Source organism: Flavobacterium cauense R2A-7 (assembly GCF_000498475.1).
GTDB classification, from domain to species: Bacteria; Bacteroidota; Bacteroidia; order Flavobacteriales; family Flavobacteriaceae; genus Flavobacterium; species Flavobacterium cauense.
This window is the reverse complement of the sequence record NZ_AVBI01000017.1, coordinates 1-19096: the sequence shown is the minus strand read 5'-3', so window position 1 is coordinate 19096 and position 19096 is coordinate 1. Positions and strand designations below refer to the sequence as shown.

The window sequence follows — 19096 nt, the reverse complement described above, 5'->3', positions numbered from 1 at the left end:
TTCAGAAGTGTTCGGTGAAGCACCTTAAGGCTTATTTGCGGGCTGCAAAGATAGTTGCTTTATTCTTTACAATCCAAATCTTTTTTTAACTTTTTTCAAAATCTTTAAAGACCCGGTTTGTTTCAAAATGTCAGTAGAACTATGCCGTTATTGCGGGTGCAAAAGTAGCACCTTTTTCCACTATCGCAAATTAATTACAACCTTTTTTACTTCTTTTTTTACCCTTTTTCCTTAACTCACTGATAACCATTTTATAACACAAGAAAGTTTTTTGAAGAAAAAGTAACTGAGTTGCTGAGTGACTTAGTGCCTGAGTGGGTTTGAAGGCGTGTATACTATATAATAGGTGGAAAAGTTTTTGAATAGTTATTGAGTAGACCCTAAAAATAGGTCTCAGGCACTGACAAGCTAAGGTACTAAGAAAAAACCACTATTACTTATAATATATATAGGTAGAAAGCCCGAGTGAATAATTTCTTTACCCTACTATATAAGTAGGTAGCTGAATTATGAGATTCCTCCTAACGTCGGAACGACAACAAACCGGAATACAGCCAATTCAGTAGGACCACACATTTAAAAACACCACAAAAAAGCGACAACAACACTCCCCTAGCCCCGATTGAAGTGGAAATCCCGGAGCAAAGCGGAGGAATTGGAACGGAAAGCGGGAACTGCGACCGCAAAAAAGCCCGAAACTTTCGCTTCAAAAAAGAAAATTATACCTTACATATATATTGTATGTGTTTTTATAAACGATTATATTTGCATCTTATAATTTAAAAATATGATAAAGATTACTTTACCGGACGGTTCGGTTAAGGAGTTTACACAAGGTGTGACTCCGATGGATGTTGCGAAAAGCATCAGTGAGGGTTTGGCCAGAAATGTGATTTCGGCTTCGTTTAATGGTACGACCATTGAAACCACCACCACGTTAACCACGGACGGCGCTCTTATCTTATATACCTGGAACGATGCGGATGGTAAAAAAGCGTTCTGGCACTCGACTTCCCACGTGATGGCACAAGCCTTGGAGGAAATGTATCCGGGAATTAAACTGACGATTGGTCCTGCAATTGACAACGGATTTTACTATGACGTGGATTTCGGCGACAAAAAAATCACCGATGCCGATTTCAAAGCTGTAGAAGACCGCGTTTTGGAAATCGCCAGAGAAAAACACGAATTCAAAATGCGTTCAGCTACAAAAGCGGAAGCATTGGAACTATATAAAGGCAACGAATACAAAACAGAACTAATCCAGAACCTGGAAGACGGAACGATTACTTTTTGTGATCATTCCACTTTTACCGATTTATGTCGCGGTGGTCACATTCCGAATACCGGAATCATCAAAGCGATGAAAATCTTATCGGTAGCCGGTGCGTATTGGAGAGGTGACGAGAAAAACAAACAGTTGACTCGTGTGTACGGAATCTCATTCCCGAAGCAAAAAGATTTAACGGATTACCTTGAGTTATTAGAAGAAGCAAAACGTCGCGACCACAGAAAATTGGGTAAAGAGTTGGATTTGTTCCATTTCTCTCAAAAAGTGGGTCAGGGTTTACCGTTATGGTTACCAAAAGGCGCTGCATTGCGCGACCGTTTGGAGCAGTTCTTGAAAAAGGCTCAGAAAAAAGCCGGTTACGAGCAAGTGGTTACCCCACATATCGGACAAAAAGAATTATATGTGACTTCCGGTCACTACGCTAAATACGGAGCAGACAGTTTCCAACCGATTCACACACCGGCAGAAGGCGAAGAGTTCTTATTAAAACCCATGAACTGCCCACACCACTGTGAAATTTACAATGCAAGACCTTGGAGTTACAAAGACTTACCGAAACGTTATGCGGAATTCGGAACCGTTTATCGTTATGAGCAATCCGGTGAATTACACGGTTTAACCCGTGTGAGAGGATTTACTCAGGATGATGCACACATTTTCTGTACGCCGGATCAGTTGGATGCGGAATTCAAAAATGTAATTGACCTTGTATTATACGTATTCGGTTCGTTAGGATTTGAAAACTTCACGGCTCAGGTTTCTGTGCGTGATTTGAACAATCCTGACAAATACATCGGATCTGTTGAAAACTGGGAAAAAGCAGAACAGGCGATTATCAGTGCAGCAAAAGACAAAGGTTTGAATTACGTAATTGAAGCTGGTGAAGCCGCATTCTATGGTCCGAAACTGGATTTCATGGTGAAAGACGCTTTAGGAAGAAGCTGGCAGTTAGGAACAATCCAGGTAGACTACAACTTACCGGAGCGTTTTGAATTATCGTACAAAGGTTCGGATAACGAATTACACCGACCGGTGATGATTCACCGTGCGCCTTTCGGTTCAATGGAACGCTTTATCGCTATCTTACTGGAACATACAGGCGGAAACTTCCCACTTTGGTTGATGCCGGAGCAGGCTATTATCCTGTCTTTGAGCGAGAAATATGAAAATTATGCCAAAAAAGTTTCAGAATTGCTGGAAATTCACGAAATTCGCGCCCTAATTGACAACCGAAACGAGACAATTGGTAAAAAAATCAGGGAGGCTGAAGTACAAAAACTTCCGTTTATGCTGATTGTTGGTGAGGAAGAAGAAAAGAACGGAACAATCTCGGTTCGCCGTCACGGTGATGCCGGAAAGTCCAACGAAACGATGTCAGTTGAACAATTTGCTTCTTTAGTTAAGGAAGAAATCAATAAAACATTAAAACAATTCTAAGTTTAACTTAAAATTTTAAAGCCATAGCAATAAGAAACAACAGAGGTTACCAACCTCGAGTAGAAAAAAAAGATGCACACCGAATCAATAACAATATTCGTGTGCCGGAAGTACGTCTAGTAGGCGAAAATGTAGAGCCGGGTGTTTTCAAAACAGCGGATGCATTGCGCTTAGCCGATCAGTTGGAATTGGACTTGGTGGAAATTTCGCCAAATGCAGAACCACCGGTTTGTAAAATCATGGACTATAAAAAGTTCTTGTACGAGCAAAAAAGACGTGAAAAAGAGCTAAAAGCGAAATCGACACAAATTACCATTAAAGAAATTCGTTTCGGACCTCAAACCGATGAGCACGATTACGAATTCAAAAAGAAAAATGCGGAGAAATTCCTAAAAGAAGGTTCCAAATTAAAAGCTTTCGTTTTCTTTAAAGGGCGTTCGATTATTTATAAAGAACAAGGCCAAATCTTATTGCTTCGTTTAGCACAGGATTTGGAAGATTACGGAAAGGTGGAAGCCATGCCGGTATTGGAAGGTAAACGTATGATTATGTTTATCGCGCCGAAGAAGAAAAAATAGTACTCAGTTGACAGTAGTCAGTTTACAGTAGAAAAATAGTAAGTAAGATAAATCTAATACCTAGGAAGAAAATGCCTAAAATGAAAACAAAATCCAGCGCTAAGAAACGTTTCAAAGTTACTGGTTCTGGAAAGATCAAAAGAAAGCACGCTTTTAAGAGTCACATTTTGACTAAAAAATCTAAGAAGCGTAAATTAGCTTTAACGCATTCAGCGTTAGTTCACTCAACTGACATGAAGAGCGTAAAAGAACAATTAAGAATTATCTAATCGACAATTAATTGTCTGTTGACCTTAATTATTCTTTCGGTTAAAACAATTTAATAACCCTGGAGTGGGCCTTTTTAAATTCAGAAATTAGAATTTAGAAATTAGAAGTACTGAAAAGTCGCCTTACTGCAAAAAACAATTTAAAATTATGCCAAGATCGGTAAATTCAGTTGCTAAAAGAGCAAGAAGAAAAAAAGTATTAAAACAAGCCAAAGGTTTCTTTGGAAGACGTAAAAACGTTTGGACAGTAGCTAAAAACGCGGTAGAGAAAGCAATGGCTTACGCTTACCGTGGAAGAAAGCAGAAAAAGAGAAACTTCCGTGCATTATGGATCATGCGTATCAACGCTGGTGCGCGTTTACACGGAATGAGTTATTCTCAATTCATGGGTAAAATCAAAGCGAACAACATCGAATTGAACCGTAAAGTTCTTGCCGATTTAGCAATGAACCACCCTGCAGCTTTCACAGCTATCGTAAATAAAATTAAATAAACGTTTGTTAAACATATTTATCTTACTTATTAGAAAACCCATTCGCAAGAGTGGGTTTTTTATTTTAATGTTTTTCTTTTGGGAGCGAAAGGTCTGGGTATTGTCAGGAAACCTTATTCCCGCCATCCGCGCTACACGGTAGCCGCTCCTGTCGGGGCTAAAAGGGAATCCATTTTAATTTTTGGAAACTTCATATTTAAACTACCTTTGCACTTCATTCCATTCCCATGAAAAACACAAAATCCGATACTCCGCAAAAAACATTACATCCGAGAAACCAACACAACGGCAACTACGATTTCGAAATTTTAATCGGGGCTTTACCTGAGTTGAAACAATTCGTAAGTCTGAACAAATTCGGAAACGAAAGTATCGATTTTGCCAATCCGGAGGCTGTCCGTGCTTTGAACAAAGCGTTGCTGAAACAATATTACAACATCAGTTATTGGGAATTACCTAAAACAAACCTTTGTCCTCCCATTCCCGGACGCGCGGATTACATTCATCACATCGCCGATATCTTAGCCGAAAACCATAACGGCAAAATTCCAACCGGTAGTGGTGTGAAAATTTTGGATATTGGAGTGGGCGCGAATTGCATTTACCCTATCATCGGGCATCAGGAATACGGCTGGACATTTGTGGGAACAGAAGTGGACAAACCCGCAAAACTTACTGCGGAAAACATTATCAATCATAATCCGGAATTAAAAGACAGCATAAGTATTCGTCTGCAACAAAGCAAACGTCAAATTTTCAAAGGTATTATTCAACCCGAAGAACGGTTTGACATGACCATTTGCAACCCGCCTTTTCACAATTCCAAAGAAGAAGCGACAAAAGGCACGCAGCGAAAACTTAAAAATTTGGGTAAAGCTACCGAAGGAAAACCTGTTTTAAACTTCAGCGGACAAAATAACGAACTGTGGTACGAAGGCGGTGAATTGGCTTTTATCACCAACATGATTTACGAAAGCGTACATTTCAAGATACAATGCCAATGGTTTTCGTCTTTGGTTTCCAAAAAAGAAAATCTGAAACCGTTCTATACAATCTTAAAAAAAGTAAATGCAACAGCAGTGAAAACCATAGAAATGGAACAGGGCAATAAAATAAGCAGAATTCTGATTTGGCGTTTTTAATTAAAAAATAGACATTCCGGTTTTGGTTGTCAGTTGCTCCAAGGCATACATGCCCAATTCAGAATTACCTTTTTCATTCAAACGCGGACTCCACGTTGCCACCGAAAAATGTTGCGGAAACAAAGCGCCAATGCCACCACCGATTCCACTTTTCCCCGGTAAACCAACCTTATAGGTAAACTCACCCGATTCGTCATAAAACCCGCAGGTTTGCATTAAAGCGTTCAATCGTTTTACCTGACTTTGGGTTAAAATCTGCTGACCGCTTTTGGTTTTTCCTTCATTAGCAAAAAAGAAAAAAGAATGGGCCAATTCTTTACACGTCATTTCCAGCGAACATTGATGGAAATAAAAATCCAAAACCACATCCACATCGTTTTGGATATTGCCAAAGGATTTCAAAAAATTACACAAGGCAGCATTTCGAAATCCGGTATCTTTCTCCGATTGCGCCACTTTCAGGTTATAGTCAATCGTATCACAACCTGAAATCGTTCGAATAAACTCCAGAAAATCCTGTTTTGGGTTTTTAAAATGCGTTACCAGCATGTCGGCAATCACCAACGCACCGGCATTAATAAAAGGATTGCGCGGAATTCCTTTTTCATATTCCAGCTGTACCAATGAATTGAAAGGATTTCCGGAAGGCTCTACTCCTACCCGTTCCCAGACTTTTTCCCCTAACAAAGAGAAGGCTAAAGTCACCGTCAATGCTTTTGAAACCGACTGAATGGAAAATTTTTCATTTGAATCTCCGATACCGAAATCCTGACCGTCAATCGTAGTAAGGTGCATGCCGAATTTGTTGGGATCAATTTTGGCCAACTCCGGAATAGTTGAAGCAACAGTTCCTATCACTGGAAAAGACTTTGCTTCCGTATATATTTCTTTTAAAACCGATTCAAAATTCATCAAAACGCAAAATTAGGTTTTTAATTTTTTCTTACGGGCTGCAGGGAATAAAACGTTGTTTAAAATCAAACGATAGCCCGGTGAATTCGGATGCAGGTCCAAAACCGTAGGTGCATCGCCCACTTTATGTTGATAATCTTCCGGATCGTGACCGCCATAATAGGTAAACATTCCTTTTCCTTTGGTGCCGTGAATGTAACGTGCCTCACCGTTTTGTTTGTTTTCTCCCATTACTAGAACGTTCGATTTGATTAAATCGCTGTCGAAAGCCGTGGTTTGTCCCATGAAACCTTTAATCAATTGGGTGTGATTCTGACACAACATTGTTGGAATCGGGTCCCATTTTGCGGAATATTCCATCAAAGAAAAATAGTCCACATCGGGTAAAACCCTTCTCGTATTGGTCACATCAATATTGGAAAACTCATACGCCATCGGATTACGCTCTAAAATATAATCCTTGAAAGCAAACGTATTGTTGTAGTCTATTTTGGTTTGATAATTCGCATCACTTTCATCGCCGTCAAACATCGGTTCGCAAATATCCACTCCTTCCGCCGAAAGTGCGATATCAAAACTGTCGGTTGCCGAACACATGGCAAACATGAATCCGCCTCCAATCACAAAATTTCGGATCTTGGTCGCCACCGCCAATTTTTCCTGAGAAACTTTGCTATATCCCAATTTTGTTGCCAAAGCTTCCGCTTCTTTCTTTTGTTCGATATACCAAGGCGCATTTCGGTACGCTCCGAAGAACTTTCCATATTGTCCCGTAAAATCTTCGTGGTGCAAATGCAGCCAATCGTATAACAAAAGGGCATCATTTAAAACTTCTTCATCATAAATCGGGGTAAACGGAATTTCAGCATAAGTTAAAACCAACGTTACCGCATCATCCCAAGGTTGTTTTCCTTTTGGCGTATAAACAGCAATTTTTGGTGCTTTTTCCAGTACCACCGTTTCCATATTTTGAGAAGGCGAACTGATTTCGTCCAGAATTCCATTAGCCGTTCCATCGGAAAGGACTTCAAAACTCACCCCGCGAATCTGGCATTCTTTACGGATTTCGGGCGCATCGGGCAACAAAAAAGAACCGCCGCGATAATTCAACAACCAGCTTACCTTGTATTGTTTATCTAAAGCCCAATAGGTAATTCCGTAAGCTTTTAGATGATTTTGCTGGGTTTCGGGATCCATAGGAAGCAGCACAAACGACGCTTTTGCCGATAATGAAACCAGAAACAGAACAATATATAGTGTATTTTTGAAACGCATTTGAGAAATTTATTCTCAAAGATAAGTGATTTTAAAAACAAAAAGTCATAAAAAAAGCCTACAAAATGTAGGCTTAAAAGATTTTATTTAGAACGGCACATCGCTGTCGTCGTCAAAACTGTTCATGTTGCTTCCGAAAGCTTCGTTGGCCGAAGGAAGATTTTTGGTGATAAACGGATTATTATCCATATTCATACTCGATGGCAAATCTTCGAAAGGCGAATGATGATCGTCCAGATTGTCGAATTTACCCAGATTTCCGATAAATTTCAATCGGATGTTATCCAAGCCACCATTACGGTGTTTTGCTACGATAAACTCGGCCTGGCCTTGTGTTGGCGAACGCTCTTCGTCGTCCCATTCGTCAATTTTATAATATTCCGGTCGGTAAATGAACGATACGATATCGGCATCCTGCTCAATCGCACCCGATTCACGTAAGTCGGACAACAACGGACGCTTGCTCGCACCACGCGTTTCCACGGCACGCGACAACTGAGAAAGCGCAATAACCGGAACCGACAACTCTTTTGCCAATGCTTTTAAATTTCGGGAAATGGTTGAAATCTCCTGCTCACGGTTTCCGCCTCCTTTTCCGTTTCCACCGGCAGTCATTAACTGAAGGTAATCGATTACAATCATCTTGATTCCGTACTGAGAAGCCAAACGACGGGCTTTCGCACGCAAATCGAAAATGGAAAGTGACGGTGTGTCATCAATATATAAAGGAGCTTTTTCCAAATCTTTTACTTTGATGGAAAGCTGTTCCCATTCGTGTTTTTCCAGTTTCCCGGTACGCAATTTTTCCGAAGACAAGCCCGTTTCCGAAGAAATTAAACGCGTAATTAACTGTACAGATGACATCTCCAGTGAAAACAAAGCTACCGGTGCACCTGCATCAATTGCCATATTTCTTGCCATCGACAATACGAATGCGGTTTTACCCATACCCGGACGCGCTGCAATAATAATCAAATCGGACGGCTGCCAACCCGAAGTCAATTTGTCCAAATCGTGAAAACCAGTTGGGATTCCGCTCAGACCTTCTTTATTGGCAATTTCTTCAATTCTTTTTTTCGCCTGAATTACCAAACTTTGCGCCGTTTCCGAACTACGTTTGATATTTCCCTGCGTTACTTCGTATAATTTAGATTCGGCTTTGTCCAGCAAATCGAAAACATCGGTGGTTTCATCATACGATTCTTCAATAATTTCAGAAGAAATCCGAATCAGACTGCGCTGAATGAATTTCTGAAGAATGATTCGTGAGTGAAATTCGATATGTGCCGAAGACGATATCTTTTGTGTTAGCTGAATCAGGTAAAAATCACCGCCCGCCAAGTCTAATTTCGCGTTCTTTTTTAGCTGTGCCGAAACTGTTAATAAGTCAATAGGCTGAGTATCATTGAACAACTGAATAATCGCTTCAAAAATGTATTTGTGTGCATCTTTATAAAACGCATCGGGGCTCAAAATATCGATAACCTCGTCTACCCCTTTTTTATCAATCATCATAGCACCAAGCACCGCCTCTTCAAGGTCGATGGCCTGTGGTGGCAACTTCCCTTTTTCAAGGTTGATGATCGCGGTTTTGTCCACTTTGTAAGGGTTTATATTCTTAAGGTTTTCCATGCTGCTAAGGTAACCAATTTTTAGAAAAAATAAATTTGAGTTGTTAATAAGACACTGTTAACAACTTGACTTTTATTGTTAATAAGTCAAAAAAAAATCCGAAGCAGTGAGGCTTCGGATTTTTTTTTTGCGAACAAGCGAATTTATTCTTTAAATTCCCCCATTTTACTGTATTTCTCCATTCTTTGCGCCACCAATTCTTCTGTTGATAAGTCTTTCAATTCATTAAAAGCTTTCATCACATATTTTTCAACGTTTTTGAATGTAGTTTCTCTGTCGTAGTGTGCTCCGCCAAGTGGTTCAGGAATAATATCGTCAACTAACTTTTGTTTTTTCATATCGGAAGACGTCAGTTTTAATGCTTCCGCTGCTTGCTCTTTATATTCCCAGCTTTTCCAAAGAATTGACGAACAGGATTCCGGTGAAATTACAGAATACCAAGTGTTTTCCATCATCATTACTCGGTCACCAACACCAATACCCAATGCTCCACCTGAAGCTCCTTCACCCACGATTACGGAAATGATGGGCACTTTTAATCGGAACATTTCAAAAATATTGCGGGCAATGGCTTCACCTTGTCCTCTTTCTTCTGCCTCCAAACCTGGATAGGCTCCCGGAGTGTCGATTAAGGTAAGAACCGGAATTCCGAATTTCTCGGCCATTTTCATCAAACGAAGCGCTTTACGGTATCCTTCAGGATTTGCCATTCCGAAATTACGGAACTGACGGGTTTTGGTATTGTATCCTTTTTGCTGACCCACAATCATAAATGACTGACCGGCTATCTTTCCTAGACCACCAATCATGGCTTTGTCGTCTTTTACACCTCTGTCACCAAAAAGTTCTAGGAAAGTTTCTCCACACAACGCTCTCACGTGATCCATCGTGTAAGGACGATTCGGATGTCTTGAAAGCTGCACACGTTGCCATGCGGTAAGGTTCTTATATATATCTTTCTTGGTTTCTTCTAATTTTTTCTCGATTTGCTTGCAGGTATTGGAAACATCTACGTCCGACTCCTGACCAATAATCTGGCATTTATCCAATTGATCTTCAAGCTCTTTAATCGGAAGTTCAAAATCTAAGTATTCCATTTTGTTTGTTTCTTTTGATTTTAGTTTGGACAGCAAAGATAAAATTTTCATTTTACAATGCAGAAACTATTTGATAATTAGTTTTTAACTTTCTTGTAATTCTTGATAACCCCATTCAATATTACGGTTATCAATATAATAGAGGCTCCGATATAAAACTCGGTGCTCATTTTTTCGCTTTCGCTGAAAACCAGAATTCCCAATATGATGCCGTAAATAGGTTCCATATTAATGGTTAACATTACCGTGTAGGGCGTTAAATATTTCATCACTTTTACGGAGGCCAGAAAAGCATATGCCGTACAAAAGGATCCCAACACTAACAACCAAATCAAATCGTTTAATGAAATCTGAAAAAAATCATGGGTAAAACTTCCGGAAAACAATAGATAGATAGATAAAAAACCTACTCCGCCCAAAAGTTCATAAAAAGTAATAACTGCCGCGTCATTGTATTTGGCAAATTTTCCGTTGATGACTGAAAACAAAGCCGAAAGAAAAGCAGATGTTAACGCCAATACTATTCCTTCTATGTAATTGCCTTCCACTTTAAAAATGATTCCCAATCCCAAAACCACCAACAATCCGAAAAACACTTCATACAGCACTATTTTTTTTCCATAGAAAACCGGTTCCAAAACAGATGCAAACAAAGCGCCGGTTGATAAACAGGCTAAAGTTACCGAGATATTGGAAACCTTAATGGCGTGAAAAAAAGTGAGCCAATGCATGGCAATGACCAATCCTGAAAATAAAAACCCAATTAACAGTCTTTTGGAATGCAATAAAGGTATTTTACGGATTTTAACATATAGAAAAATAATGGTAACCGCTATTATCATTCGGTACCAAACCAAAGGAAGAGCATCAAGAGAAATCAGCTTCCCTAAAACCGCAGTAAATCCCCAAATAAAAACAATGAAATGGAGATGGAAGTAACTTTTCAGTTTATCGCTTGGCATTTCTAAGTAAATAAATTGCTAAAATTCCGAAGATTACATTGGGAAACCAAACCGCTACAAACGGAGGTATACTGGAAGCCTCGGCTAAAACACCGAAAATCTTTTCAAAGAAAATAAACGTAAAGGCAAGGGCTATTCCCATCGCAAGATTTACTCCCATTCCGCCTCTGCGTTTCATGGCCGAAACCGCGACGGCAATAATCGTAAGGATAAACGCCGAAACCGGTAAACTGAATTTACGGTATTTAACCACCAGATACGTATTAATATTGGAAGATCCTCTGGCTTTCTCTTTTTCGATGAACTTATTTAATTCGCCTAATGTCATCGTTTCAGCAATATAAACTACCGGAGTTAAATCATCGATATCAAAATCCAGTTTCATTCGTTTCTTTTCCAATGAAATCAACTGATCATCCAAATCCCCTACAATTCTTTTTTTGAAACCAAACAAAGTATAAGTGCTGTCCTCTTCATTCCACCGGATACGATTGGCAAGTATTTTATAATCTAATTTGTTTTGTTTAAATTTTTCCAAAGAAAAACTATAACCCATTTTAGACATATAATTAAAATTGCTTACGTAAATAAATTCATCGTCGCTGATTTGTCGATAAACATCCTGATTTTCACGAACTTTAGGATTATTTTTAAGATAAGTATACCTAAAATCGTTATACCCCTTGCTAGCGTTGGGTACCAGAACAAACGCCATCAATAACGCAAACAATGATACTAAAGTTGCCCCAATAATATAAGGACGCATAAAACGGGTAAATGAAATTCCGGAACTTAAGATGGCAATAATTTCTGTATTGTTAGCCAATTTGGAAGTAAACCAGATGACCGATAAAAATAAAAATATCGGAAAAAGCATATTTGCGAAATAAATCGTAAAATCCAGATAATATTTAGCAATTTCAACAAACGGAACTTTATTTTCAATCATTTTGTTGACTTTCTCCGAAACGTCTATCACAATTCCAATCGGAATAAACAACAGTAACATCACTGAAAAAGTACCTAAATATCGCTTTAAAATGTATTTATCGATTATTTTCATTTATTGCCTTTAGAGTTTAGAATTTAGAATTTTAGAATCGAAAAAACTTCTTATCTCAAATTTCCAACTTCAAAATTATAATCGCTGACTCATGTTTTTCACCATCATTTCTTTCCACTCACGGAAATCTCCGGCTAAGATATGTTTTCTCGCTTCACGAACCAACCACATATAAAATCCTAAATTGTGAATTGTTGCGATTTGTTTGCCAAGATATTCGTTTGCAGCGAAAAGATGACGTAAATATGCTTTGGTATATTCGGTATCCACGAAAGTGTGTCCCATTTCATCAATAGGCGAAAAATCAGCTTCCCACTTTTTATTTTTGATGTTGATGGTTCCGTTGGCGGTGAACAACATTCCGTTACGGGCATTACGCGTAGGCATAACACAATCAAACATATCAATACCTAACGCGATATTTTCTAAAATATTGATTGGCGTTCCCACTCCCATTAAATAACGTGGTTTATCTTCCGGAAGAATGGCCGTAACCACTTCGGTCATTGCATACATTTCTTCTGCAGGTTCTCCTACTGAAAGTCCACCGATAGCATTTCCTTGTGCGCCTGCATTCGCAATGTATTCAGCCGATTGCCGGCGTAAATCTTTATAAGTACTCCCCTGAACAATAGGAAAAAACGTTTGTTCGTAACCGTATTTGAACGGTAATTTTTCCAAATGATTGATGCAACGATCCAACCAACGGTGGGTCATTTTCATCGATTTTTGAGCATAACGGTAATCACAAGGATACGGTGTACACTCATCAAAAGCCATAATGATATCGGCACCGATAGTGCGTTGGATTTCCATTACATTTTCCGGAGAAAAGAAATGGTAAGACCCATCGATATGCGATTTAAATTTCACCCCTTCTTCTTTAATTTTTCGGTTGGAAGAAAGCGAATACACCTGATATCCACCTGAATCGGTAAGGATGTTTCGGTCCCAGTTCATGAATTTATGCAACCCTCCGGCCTTTTCAAGAATCTCCGTTTGCGGACGCAGGTATAAATGATAGGTATTTCCTAAGATGATATCCGGATTGATATCGTCTTTTAATTCTCTCTGATGTACTCCTTTAACGGAAGCAACGGTTCCCACCGGCATGAAAATAGGGGTTTCGATTACACCGTGATCGGTAGTGATTGATCCTGCTCTTGCCTTAGTTTGTGGGTCTTTAAGTAATAAATCGAACTTCATATAAACATTTTACAATCGGCAAAGATAAAAGAATTGTGAGTTATGAATTAATGAATTATGAATTTAATTAACATCCTGTAAACATTTCTAAAAATCCGATAATCTAATCTTCTGAAAAATCCAATTATCTGATTATCTTTGCGACAGTTTAACTTTTACACATAAAATGAAGCCTAACACTCAACAATTAAGCAATTTAACGATTCAGGTAAGAAGAGACATTCTTCGTATGGTTCACGCTGTAAATTCAGGCCACCCGGGTGGTTCTTTGGGTTGTACCGAATTCCTAGTGGTTTTATATCAAAACATCATGGAGCGCAAGCCCGGATTTGACATGGACGGTATTGACGAAGACCTTTTCTTTCTTTCCAACGGACACATTTCCCCGGTTTTCTACAGTGTATTAGCCCGAAGCGGTTATTTCCCTGTTAAAGAATTGGCTACTTTCCGAAAACTGAATTCCAGATTACAAGGACACCCAACTACTCATGAAGGTTTACCGGGTGTGAGAATGGCATCAGGTTCTTTAGGACAAGGTTTGTCGGTAGCAATTGGTGCTGCTCAGGCAAAAAAACTAAACAATGATCCGCACTTAGTGTATGCACTAATGGGCGATGGTGAATTACAGGAAGGTCAAAACTGGGAAGCCATCATGTATGCGTCTGCCAAAAAAGTAGACAACCTGATTGCAACTGTAGATTTGAACGGAAAACAAATTGACGGTACTACTGACGAAGTGTTAAACATGGGAAGCGTAAAAGCTAAATTTGTGGCTTTTGACTGGGATGTGGTAGAAATCAAAGAAGGAAACAACATCGAAGCCATCATTGCAGGAATGAATCATGCCAAATCCCTTTCCGGAAAAGGAAAACCGGTTTGTATTTTATTACACACCGAAATGGGACATGGTGTTGATTTTATGATGCACACTCATGCGTGGCACGGAAAAGCTCCGAACGACGAACAATTAACAGCTGCTTTGGCTCAAAATTATTCTGAAGACGAAGTAGATTACTAAAATAAAAATTGACGACTATAAATTTCTGACAACAGAATTTTTAACTCTTTCAATTTTTAACTCTTTCAATTAAAATTCAAATGAAAAAATATACAAATACAGGAAGTAAAGATACCCGTTCGGGTTTTGGAGCGGGAATGACTGAATTAGGTCAAAAGAACGAAAATGTAGTTGCCCTTTGTGCCGACTTAATCGGATCGTTAAAATTTGACGATTTCAAGAAAAACCACCCAGAGCGTTTTTTCCAAATCGGAATTGCTGAAGCGAACATGATTGGAATTGCAGCCGGTTTAACCATTGGTGGAAAAATTCCTTTTACGGGAACTTTTGCTAACTTTTCAACCGGTCGTGTGTATGACCAAATACGTCAATCGGTTGCTTATTCGGATAAAAACGTAAAAATCTGTGCTTCTCACGCAGGTTTAACTTTAGGAGAAGATGGAGCAACGCACCAGATTTTAGAAGACATCGGTTTGATGAAAATGTTACCGGGAATGACAGTTATCAATACTTGTGATTATAACCAAACCAAAGCAGCTACTTTAGCATTGGCAGATCACCATGGTCCGGCGTATTTACGTTTCGGACGTCCGGTAGTACCTAACTTTATGCCAGCTGACGAACCTTTCGTAATCGGAAAAGCGATTATGTTAAACGAAGGAACGGATGTAACCATTATCGCAACTGGACATTTGGTTTGGGAAGCTTTAATTGCTGCCGAAACATTAGAGGCAAAAGGAATTTCAGCGGAAGTAATCAACATTCATACCATCAAGCCTTTGGACGAAGAAGCGATTTTGAAATCGGTTGCCAAAACAGGCTGTGTAGTTACTGCTGAAGAGCACAACATTTTAGGAGGTTTGGGAGAAAGCGTTGCCAGAACTTTGGCATTAAACAATCCGAAACCACAGGAATTTGTAGCAGTTCAGGACAGTTTCGGAGAATCAGGAACTCCAGAACAACTAATGGAAAAATACAAATTAAACAATCAGGCGATTGTAGAAGCTGTTGAAAAAGTAATGAAGCGAAAATAATCTTTCACTTATACTCATAAAAAAATCCCGCTCAATGAGCGGGATTTTTTATTCGATATAATTAATGACAACTGTTATCCAAATGCTTTCTTACTCTTGTGGAAGACGTATAATCCGTACCACCACAATTAGGAATCCCTTTAGTTTCATCTACAAAAGGAGTTGTAACATCATCAACTGCTGCACCATTAAAAGGATAATAATAAGTATATACTGTTTCTGGAACAGTAGTATTATCAGTAACCGTATATTTTATTTCATTTTTGGTAAGATATCCATCATTATCGTCATCAGAATCAAAAAGATTCGGAATTCCATCTCCGTCTGTATCCAATAAAGATCCATCAGCATTTAAAACATACTCATAACGGGAAGGAATCTTATCGAAATCCTGATCCAAATAAGTTACCGCATAAAAATTAAACGCAAAAACAAGCGGGGAGTACGAAGGTACGTTTCCAAAATTCTGATTGTAATATCCCAATCCTGAAGGTAAAAACATTACTCCTGCTCCATAATCTCTTGGATTTAAAGTACCGTCACCGTTAGGAGCATCAAAGAAACCGGCTCTGAATTCAGGGAAAACATACTCCCATCCTTTAACCAGATCAATAAGATTAAACTCAACCGGATTCGGCGCATAATCAAACTCGGTTCCGTCTAAAAGATTTCCGCGATATGACACCAATACTCTGTCTACACCACAAGGTTTATTTCCATCTGCATCGGTATCCCCTTTACCGTCTAATTTAAGATAATAGACTTTAAAATCAACACCATATATTTTTGCAATTTTACTCAACAAAGGATAATCTGTCTGATCCCAAACCGAAACAGTATGCGAATCGTCAAGAGGTAAAATAGAAATTTCATTCACGTCAACTTCGCCATTCAAATTCGAATCATTAACATCAAGGTAATGCGTTTTCAAATAGGTTTCAATTTTAACCAAATCTTCAGGATAAACCTCTGGATGCGGTCTTGCTTCAACAGGTCCAACACCATCGTCTTTTTGACAGTTTGCAAACAATATCGCTAAAGATAAAACACTTACTATCTTAAAAATTCTATTCATTATTCGTACGTTTTAATGGCCGCAAGATACAATTTTCATTTATTTTTGTACGCTTATTAACAATGATTTTAACGAATTCGTATGAGAATCGATAAATATTTATGGTGCGTCCGATATTACAAGACCCGAAGTATCGCAACTGAAGCCTGCAAAAAAGGACACATCACCGTAAACGGTCAGGATGCCAAACCTTCACGAGAAGTTTTCCCTTCCGATAAAATTACGCTGCGCAAAGACCAGATTAAATATATGATAACCGTGCTGGACATTCCTGCCAATCGTGTCGGACCAAAATTAGTGGATATCTACCGAAAAGACGAAACGCCGGACGAAGCATTCGAACATCTGGAATTATTAAAACTATCCAAAGAGCATTATCGCACCAAAGGACAGGGACGCCCTACCAAAAAAGACCGAAGAGACATTGACGATTATACGATAGAACCCGAAGACGATGAAAACACAACTGAATAAAGACTATTGGCAAAACCGTTATGAAAATAACGAAATCGGTTGGGATGCCGGTAAAATAACTACGCCTTTAAAAGAATACATCGATCAGATTGAAGACAAAAATCTTAAAATACTGATTCCGGGCGCCGGAAACGGTTATGAATTGGATTATTTTCTGTCTAAAGGATTTACAAATGTTACCGTGGTTGATTTTGCCGAAAGTCCGCTCCACAATATTGCACAAAGGATTCCTGATTTCCCGAAAAAACAGCTTATTCACAGTGATTTTTTCCAACTCGACGGAACCTATGATTTGATACTGGAACAAACCTTCTTTTGTGCACTAGCGCCGGAACTGCGTGAGAAATACGCTTCCAAAATGCATTCCTTACTTTCCAAAAACGGAAAACTGTTCGGATTGCTGTTCGATTTTCCGTTAACCGAAGAAGGCCCGCCGTTTGGAGGCAGCAAAGAAGAATACCTGAACTTGTTTTCAGAAAAATTTCACATCAAAACACTCGAAACTGCCTACAATTCCATACAACCCAGAAAAGAACGCGAACTGTTTTTTATCTTTCTTGCTAAATAACAATTAGGTTGAAAGAAGAAGTTGGCTTATTAAAAAAAACATTATTTTTGGTTACACTTTAAAACCATGACTTTTGAAGTCGGTTTAAAACAAAACAACAACACTACTCATGAAAAACATCATTTTAACACAAAGCGAAATTCAGCATAAAACCAAACGCATTGCCTACCAGATTTACGAAACTTTTGTAGATGAAAACGAAGTGGTTTTGGCCGGAATAGCCAACAGCGGTTACATATTCGCTCAAAAAATCGCAACAGAACTGGAAAAAATTTCCGACTTGAAAGTGATTTTGTGTGAAGTGAAAATCAATAAAACCAATCCGCAGGACAAAATCATTACCTCATTGACGGTTGAAGAATACCAAAACAAAGGATTGGTACTGATTGACGACGTACTAAACTCGGGCGCCACATTAATTTACGGTGTAAAGCACTTTCTGGATGTCCCGTTGAAGAAATTCAAAACTGCGGTACTTGTTGACCGGAATCATAAAAAATACCCTGTAAAAGCCGATTTTAAAGGAATTTCACTCTCCACTTCTTTATTGGAACACATTCAGGTGGTTTTTGAAGAAAACGAAGAATACGTATACCTAAGTTAAGATACTGATGATTTCATCTGCTATTGCTGCCGGCATTTTTGCATCAACCGAAATAACATATTTGGCCTGATTATAAAAATAGCTTCGCTCAAAGAGATGTTTCGCAATAAACTCTTGAAAATCCTCACCGTCCTTTGAAGCAATCAACGGGCGGTGTTTTTTTTCCGGCTCTAATCGTCTTATTAATTCCTGAAGAGATGCTTTCAAATAAACGGAGGTAATCCCTTCTTTTAGCAATTGCAGATGATTGTTCGCATAACAAGGAGTACCACCTCCCAAACTAAGGATAAAACTAAATTGAGTCGCCAGAAAATGATTTAGTGTTTCATGCTCCAATTTCCGAAATTTGATTTCTCCAATTTCCAAAAATAATTCCGAAATGGTTTTTTGCGTGTTTTTCTCGATGATTTCATCCAAATCAAAAAAAGGAATTCCTGTTTTTTCAGACAATATTTTACCAATTGTGGACTTTCCGGAGCCCATATAGCCAACTAAAACAATTTTCTTCATAACAATAAAACCTTATAAACTAAGCGCTTAAGAAAAGAGATTAAAAAAAAGTCAAATTTATAATAAATTTCCCTTGGAAAATAAATAATACGCCTTATATTTGCACCCGCAATCAGGAAATGATTTCAGACTCGGTAGCTCAGCTGGTAGAGCACATCACTTTTAATGATGGGGTCCTGGGTTCGAATCCCAGCCGGGTCACAAAATGACCAAATACATTTCCTGATAGCAACGACTCGGTAGCTCAGCTGGTAGAGCACATCACTTTTAATGATGGGGTCCTGGGTTCGAATCCCAGCCGGGTCACGAAAAGTTAAGCACATCGCTTAACTTTTTTTTTTATAGCTAGGCCACGTGGAGAAATTGGTAGACTCGCCATCTTGAGGGGGTGGTGCTGCAAGGCGTATGGGTTCGAATCCCATCGTGGTCACGAATAAATACATAGTGCTGATTAAA

At 38.9% G+C, this 19096-nt stretch carries 19 protein-coding genes and 3 tRNA genes; 13 read left to right on the top strand and 9 right to left on the bottom strand.

Annotated elements, in window-relative coordinates; translation table 11 throughout:
* Window positions 1-787: 787 nt before the first annotated feature.
* From thrS to rlmF, 5 genes are all read left to right on the top strand, one after another.
* A complete protein-coding gene (thrS, locus tag FCR2A7T_RS09355) occupies window positions 788-2728 on the top strand; it encodes a threonine--tRNA ligase (protein ID WP_023571035.1) in 1941 nt (646 codons plus the stop codon).
* A gap of 29 nt (window positions 2729-2757) precedes the next feature.
* Window positions 2758-3306 (top strand): translation initiation factor IF-3, encoded by a 549-nt coding sequence (gene infC, locus FCR2A7T_RS09350; protein ID WP_081709384.1) that lies wholly within the window; start codon window positions 2758-2760, stop codon window positions 3304-3306.
* A gap of 71 nt (window positions 3307-3377) precedes the next feature.
* Complete coding sequence (rpmI, locus tag FCR2A7T_RS15020) at window positions 3378-3575, top strand: 50S ribosomal protein L35 (RefSeq protein WP_081709383.1); 198 nt, start codon at window positions 3378-3380, stop codon at window positions 3573-3575.
* Between the two features lie 148 nt (window positions 3576-3723).
* Window positions 3724-4068 (top strand): 50S ribosomal protein L20, encoded by a 345-nt coding sequence (gene rplT, locus FCR2A7T_RS09345; RefSeq protein WP_023571033.1) that lies wholly within the window; start codon window positions 3724-3726, stop codon window positions 4066-4068.
* Window positions 4069-4295: 227 nt separating this feature from the next.
* A complete protein-coding gene (rlmF, locus tag FCR2A7T_RS09340; RefSeq protein ID WP_023571032.1) occupies window positions 4296-5210 on the top strand; it encodes a 23S rRNA (adenine(1618)-N(6))-methyltransferase RlmF in 915 nt (304 codons plus the stop codon).
* Here rlmF and FCR2A7T_RS09335 read toward each other — a convergent pair whose 3' ends face one another.
* The 7 genes from FCR2A7T_RS09335 to tgt form a co-directional block, all read right to left on the bottom strand.
* On the bottom strand, window positions 5211-6122 hold the full coding sequence (locus FCR2A7T_RS09335) for a glutaminase (RefSeq protein ID WP_023571031.1): 912 nt from the start codon (window positions 6120-6122) through the stop codon (window positions 5211-5213).
* Between the two features lie 12 nt (window positions 6123-6134).
* The gene (locus FCR2A7T_RS09330) at window positions 6135-7397 is read right to left on the bottom strand and encodes a hypothetical protein (RefSeq protein ID WP_023571030.1); all 1263 of its coding nucleotides are present in this window, start codon (window positions 7395-7397) and stop codon (window positions 6135-6137) included.
* Window positions 7398-7484: 87 nt separating this feature from the next.
* A complete protein-coding gene (gene dnaB, locus FCR2A7T_RS09325) occupies window positions 7485-9029 on the bottom strand; it encodes a replicative DNA helicase (RefSeq protein ID WP_023571029.1) in 1545 nt (514 codons plus the stop codon).
* A gap of 143 nt (window positions 9030-9172) precedes the next feature.
* A complete protein-coding gene (locus FCR2A7T_RS09320) occupies window positions 9173-10126 on the bottom strand; it encodes an acetyl-CoA carboxylase carboxyltransferase subunit alpha (RefSeq protein WP_035118090.1) in 954 nt (317 codons plus the stop codon).
* A 77-nt stretch (window positions 10127-10203) separates the two neighbouring features.
* Complete coding sequence (locus FCR2A7T_RS09315; RefSeq protein ID WP_035118085.1) at window positions 10204-11088, bottom strand: DMT family transporter; 885 nt, start codon at window positions 11086-11088, stop codon at window positions 10204-10206.
* A complete protein-coding gene (locus FCR2A7T_RS09310) occupies window positions 11075-12151 on the bottom strand; it encodes an LptF/LptG family permease (protein WP_023571026.1) in 1077 nt (358 codons plus the stop codon). The genes FCR2A7T_RS09315 and FCR2A7T_RS09310 overlap by 14 nt, the downstream gene beginning before the upstream one ends.
* A gap of 75 nt (window positions 12152-12226) precedes the next feature.
* Entirely contained in the window at window positions 12227-13357 is a 1131-nt protein-coding gene (tgt, locus tag FCR2A7T_RS09305; RefSeq protein ID WP_023571025.1) for a tRNA guanosine(34) transglycosylase Tgt, read from the bottom strand.
* A gap of 166 nt (window positions 13358-13523) precedes the next feature.
* On the opposite strand from tgt, the gene FCR2A7T_RS09300 reads away from it, so the two are divergent.
* Both FCR2A7T_RS09300 and FCR2A7T_RS09295 read left to right on the top strand, forming a co-directional pair.
* Complete coding sequence (locus FCR2A7T_RS09300) at window positions 13524-14375, top strand: transketolase (protein WP_023571024.1); 852 nt, start codon at window positions 13524-13526, stop codon at window positions 14373-14375.
* A gap of 80 nt (window positions 14376-14455) precedes the next feature.
* Window positions 14456-15409 (top strand): transketolase family protein, encoded by a 954-nt coding sequence (locus FCR2A7T_RS09295; protein ID WP_023571023.1) that lies wholly within the window; start codon window positions 14456-14458, stop codon window positions 15407-15409.
* Between the two features lie 61 nt (window positions 15410-15470).
* Here the strand turns inward: FCR2A7T_RS09295 and FCR2A7T_RS09290 are convergent, their stop codons facing one another.
* The gene (locus FCR2A7T_RS09290; protein ID WP_023571022.1) at window positions 15471-16484 is read right to left on the bottom strand and encodes an FKBP-type peptidyl-prolyl cis-trans isomerase; all 1014 of its coding nucleotides are present in this window, start codon (window positions 16482-16484) and stop codon (window positions 15471-15473) included.
* 81 nt (window positions 16485-16565) lie between these two features.
* On the opposite strand from FCR2A7T_RS09290, the gene FCR2A7T_RS09285 reads away from it, so the two are divergent.
* The 3 genes from FCR2A7T_RS09285 to FCR2A7T_RS09275 all read left to right on the top strand — a co-directional run bounded on the left by FCR2A7T_RS09285 (window position 16566) and on the right by FCR2A7T_RS09275 (window position 18130).
* Window positions 16566-16958, top strand: a complete 393-nt coding sequence (locus FCR2A7T_RS09285) for an RNA-binding S4 domain-containing protein (RefSeq protein WP_023571021.1) — start codon at window positions 16566-16568, stop codon at window positions 16956-16958.
* Complete coding sequence (locus FCR2A7T_RS09280) at window positions 16939-17526, top strand: methyltransferase (protein ID WP_035118082.1); 588 nt, start codon at window positions 16939-16941, stop codon at window positions 17524-17526. Before FCR2A7T_RS09285 ends, FCR2A7T_RS09280 begins: the two co-directional genes overlap by 20 nt.
* A 109-nt stretch (window positions 17527-17635) precedes the next feature.
* Window positions 17636-18130 (top strand): phosphoribosyltransferase family protein, encoded by a 495-nt coding sequence (locus tag FCR2A7T_RS09275; protein WP_023571020.1) that lies wholly within the window; start codon window positions 17636-17638, stop codon window positions 18128-18130.
* Here the strand turns inward: FCR2A7T_RS09275 and FCR2A7T_RS09270 are convergent.
* Window positions 18122-18640 carry a shikimate kinase gene (locus tag FCR2A7T_RS09270; protein WP_023571019.1) on the bottom strand — a complete coding sequence of 173 codons (519 nt, stop codon included), beginning with the start codon at window positions 18638-18640 and terminating at the stop codon, window positions 18122-18124. The two genes, FCR2A7T_RS09275 and FCR2A7T_RS09270, sit on opposite strands and share 9 nt — an antisense overlap.
* Window positions 18641-18768: 128 nt before the next feature.
* On the opposite strand from FCR2A7T_RS09270, the gene FCR2A7T_RS09265 reads away from it, so the two are divergent.
* From FCR2A7T_RS09265 to FCR2A7T_RS09255, 3 genes are all read left to right on the top strand, one after another.
* Window positions 18769-18841 (top strand) — tRNA-Lys (locus FCR2A7T_RS09265).
* A gap of 32 nt (window positions 18842-18873) precedes the next feature.
* Window positions 18874-18946: transfer RNA gene (locus FCR2A7T_RS09260), tRNA-Lys, on the top strand.
* A 42-nt stretch (window positions 18947-18988) separates the two neighbouring features.
* A tRNA-Leu gene (locus FCR2A7T_RS09255) sits at window positions 18989-19070 on the top strand.
* Window positions 19071-19096: the final 26 nt, after the last annotated feature.

Bases quoted from the DNA above. Each gene is read 5' to 3' on its own strand.
- thrS (WP_023571035.1), top strand. From the start codon at position 788: ATGATAAAGATTACTTTACCGGACGGTTCGGTTAAGGAGTTTACACAA.
- rpmI (WP_081709383.1), top strand. From the start codon at position 3,378: ATGCCTAAAATGAAAACAAAATCCAGCGCTAAGAAACGTTTCAAAGTT.
- rplT (WP_023571033.1), top strand. From the start codon at position 3,724: ATGCCAAGATCGGTAAATTCAGTTGCTAAAAGAGCAAGAAGAAAAAAA.
- rlmF (WP_023571032.1), top strand. From the start codon at position 4,296: ATGAAAAACACAAAATCCGATACTCCGCAAAAAACATTACATCCGAGA.
- FCR2A7T_RS09335 (WP_023571031.1), bottom strand. From the start codon at position 6,122: ATGAATTTTGAATCGGTTTTAAAAGAAATATATACGGAAGCAAAGTCT.
- FCR2A7T_RS09330 (WP_023571030.1), bottom strand. From the start codon at position 7,397: ATGCGTTTCAAAAATACACTATATATTGTTCTGTTTCTGGTTTCATTA.
- dnaB (WP_023571029.1), bottom strand. From the start codon at position 9,029: ATGGAAAACCTTAAGAATATAAACCCTTACAAAGTGGACAAAACCGCG.
- FCR2A7T_RS09320 (WP_035118090.1), bottom strand. From the start codon at position 10,126: ATGGAATACTTAGATTTTGAACTTCCGATTAAAGAGCTTGAAGATCAA.
- FCR2A7T_RS09315 (WP_035118085.1), bottom strand. From the start codon at position 11,088: ATGCCAAGCGATAAACTGAAAAGTTACTTCCATCTCCATTTCATTGTT.
- FCR2A7T_RS09310 (WP_023571026.1), bottom strand. From the start codon at position 12,151: ATGAAAATAATCGATAAATACATTTTAAAGCGATATTTAGGTACTTTT.
- tgt (WP_023571025.1), bottom strand. From the start codon at position 13,357: ATGAAGTTCGATTTATTACTTAAAGACCCACAAACTAAGGCAAGAGCA.
- FCR2A7T_RS09300 (WP_023571024.1), top strand. From the start codon at position 13,524: ATGAAGCCTAACACTCAACAATTAAGCAATTTAACGATTCAGGTAAGA.
- FCR2A7T_RS09295 (WP_023571023.1), top strand. From the start codon at position 14,456: ATGAAAAAATATACAAATACAGGAAGTAAAGATACCCGTTCGGGTTTT.
- FCR2A7T_RS09290 (WP_023571022.1), bottom strand. From the start codon at position 16,484: ATGAATAGAATTTTTAAGATAGTAAGTGTTTTATCTTTAGCGATATTG.
- FCR2A7T_RS09285 (WP_023571021.1), top strand. From the start codon at position 16,566: ATGAGAATCGATAAATATTTATGGTGCGTCCGATATTACAAGACCCGA.
- FCR2A7T_RS09280 (WP_035118082.1), top strand. From the start codon at position 16,939: ATGAAAACACAACTGAATAAAGACTATTGGCAAAACCGTTATGAAAAT.
- FCR2A7T_RS09275 (WP_023571020.1), top strand. From the start codon at position 17,636: ATGAAAAACATCATTTTAACACAAAGCGAAATTCAGCATAAAACCAAA.
- FCR2A7T_RS09270 (WP_023571019.1), bottom strand. From the start codon at position 18,640: ATGAAGAAAATTGTTTTAGTTGGCTATATGGGCTCCGGAAAGTCCACA.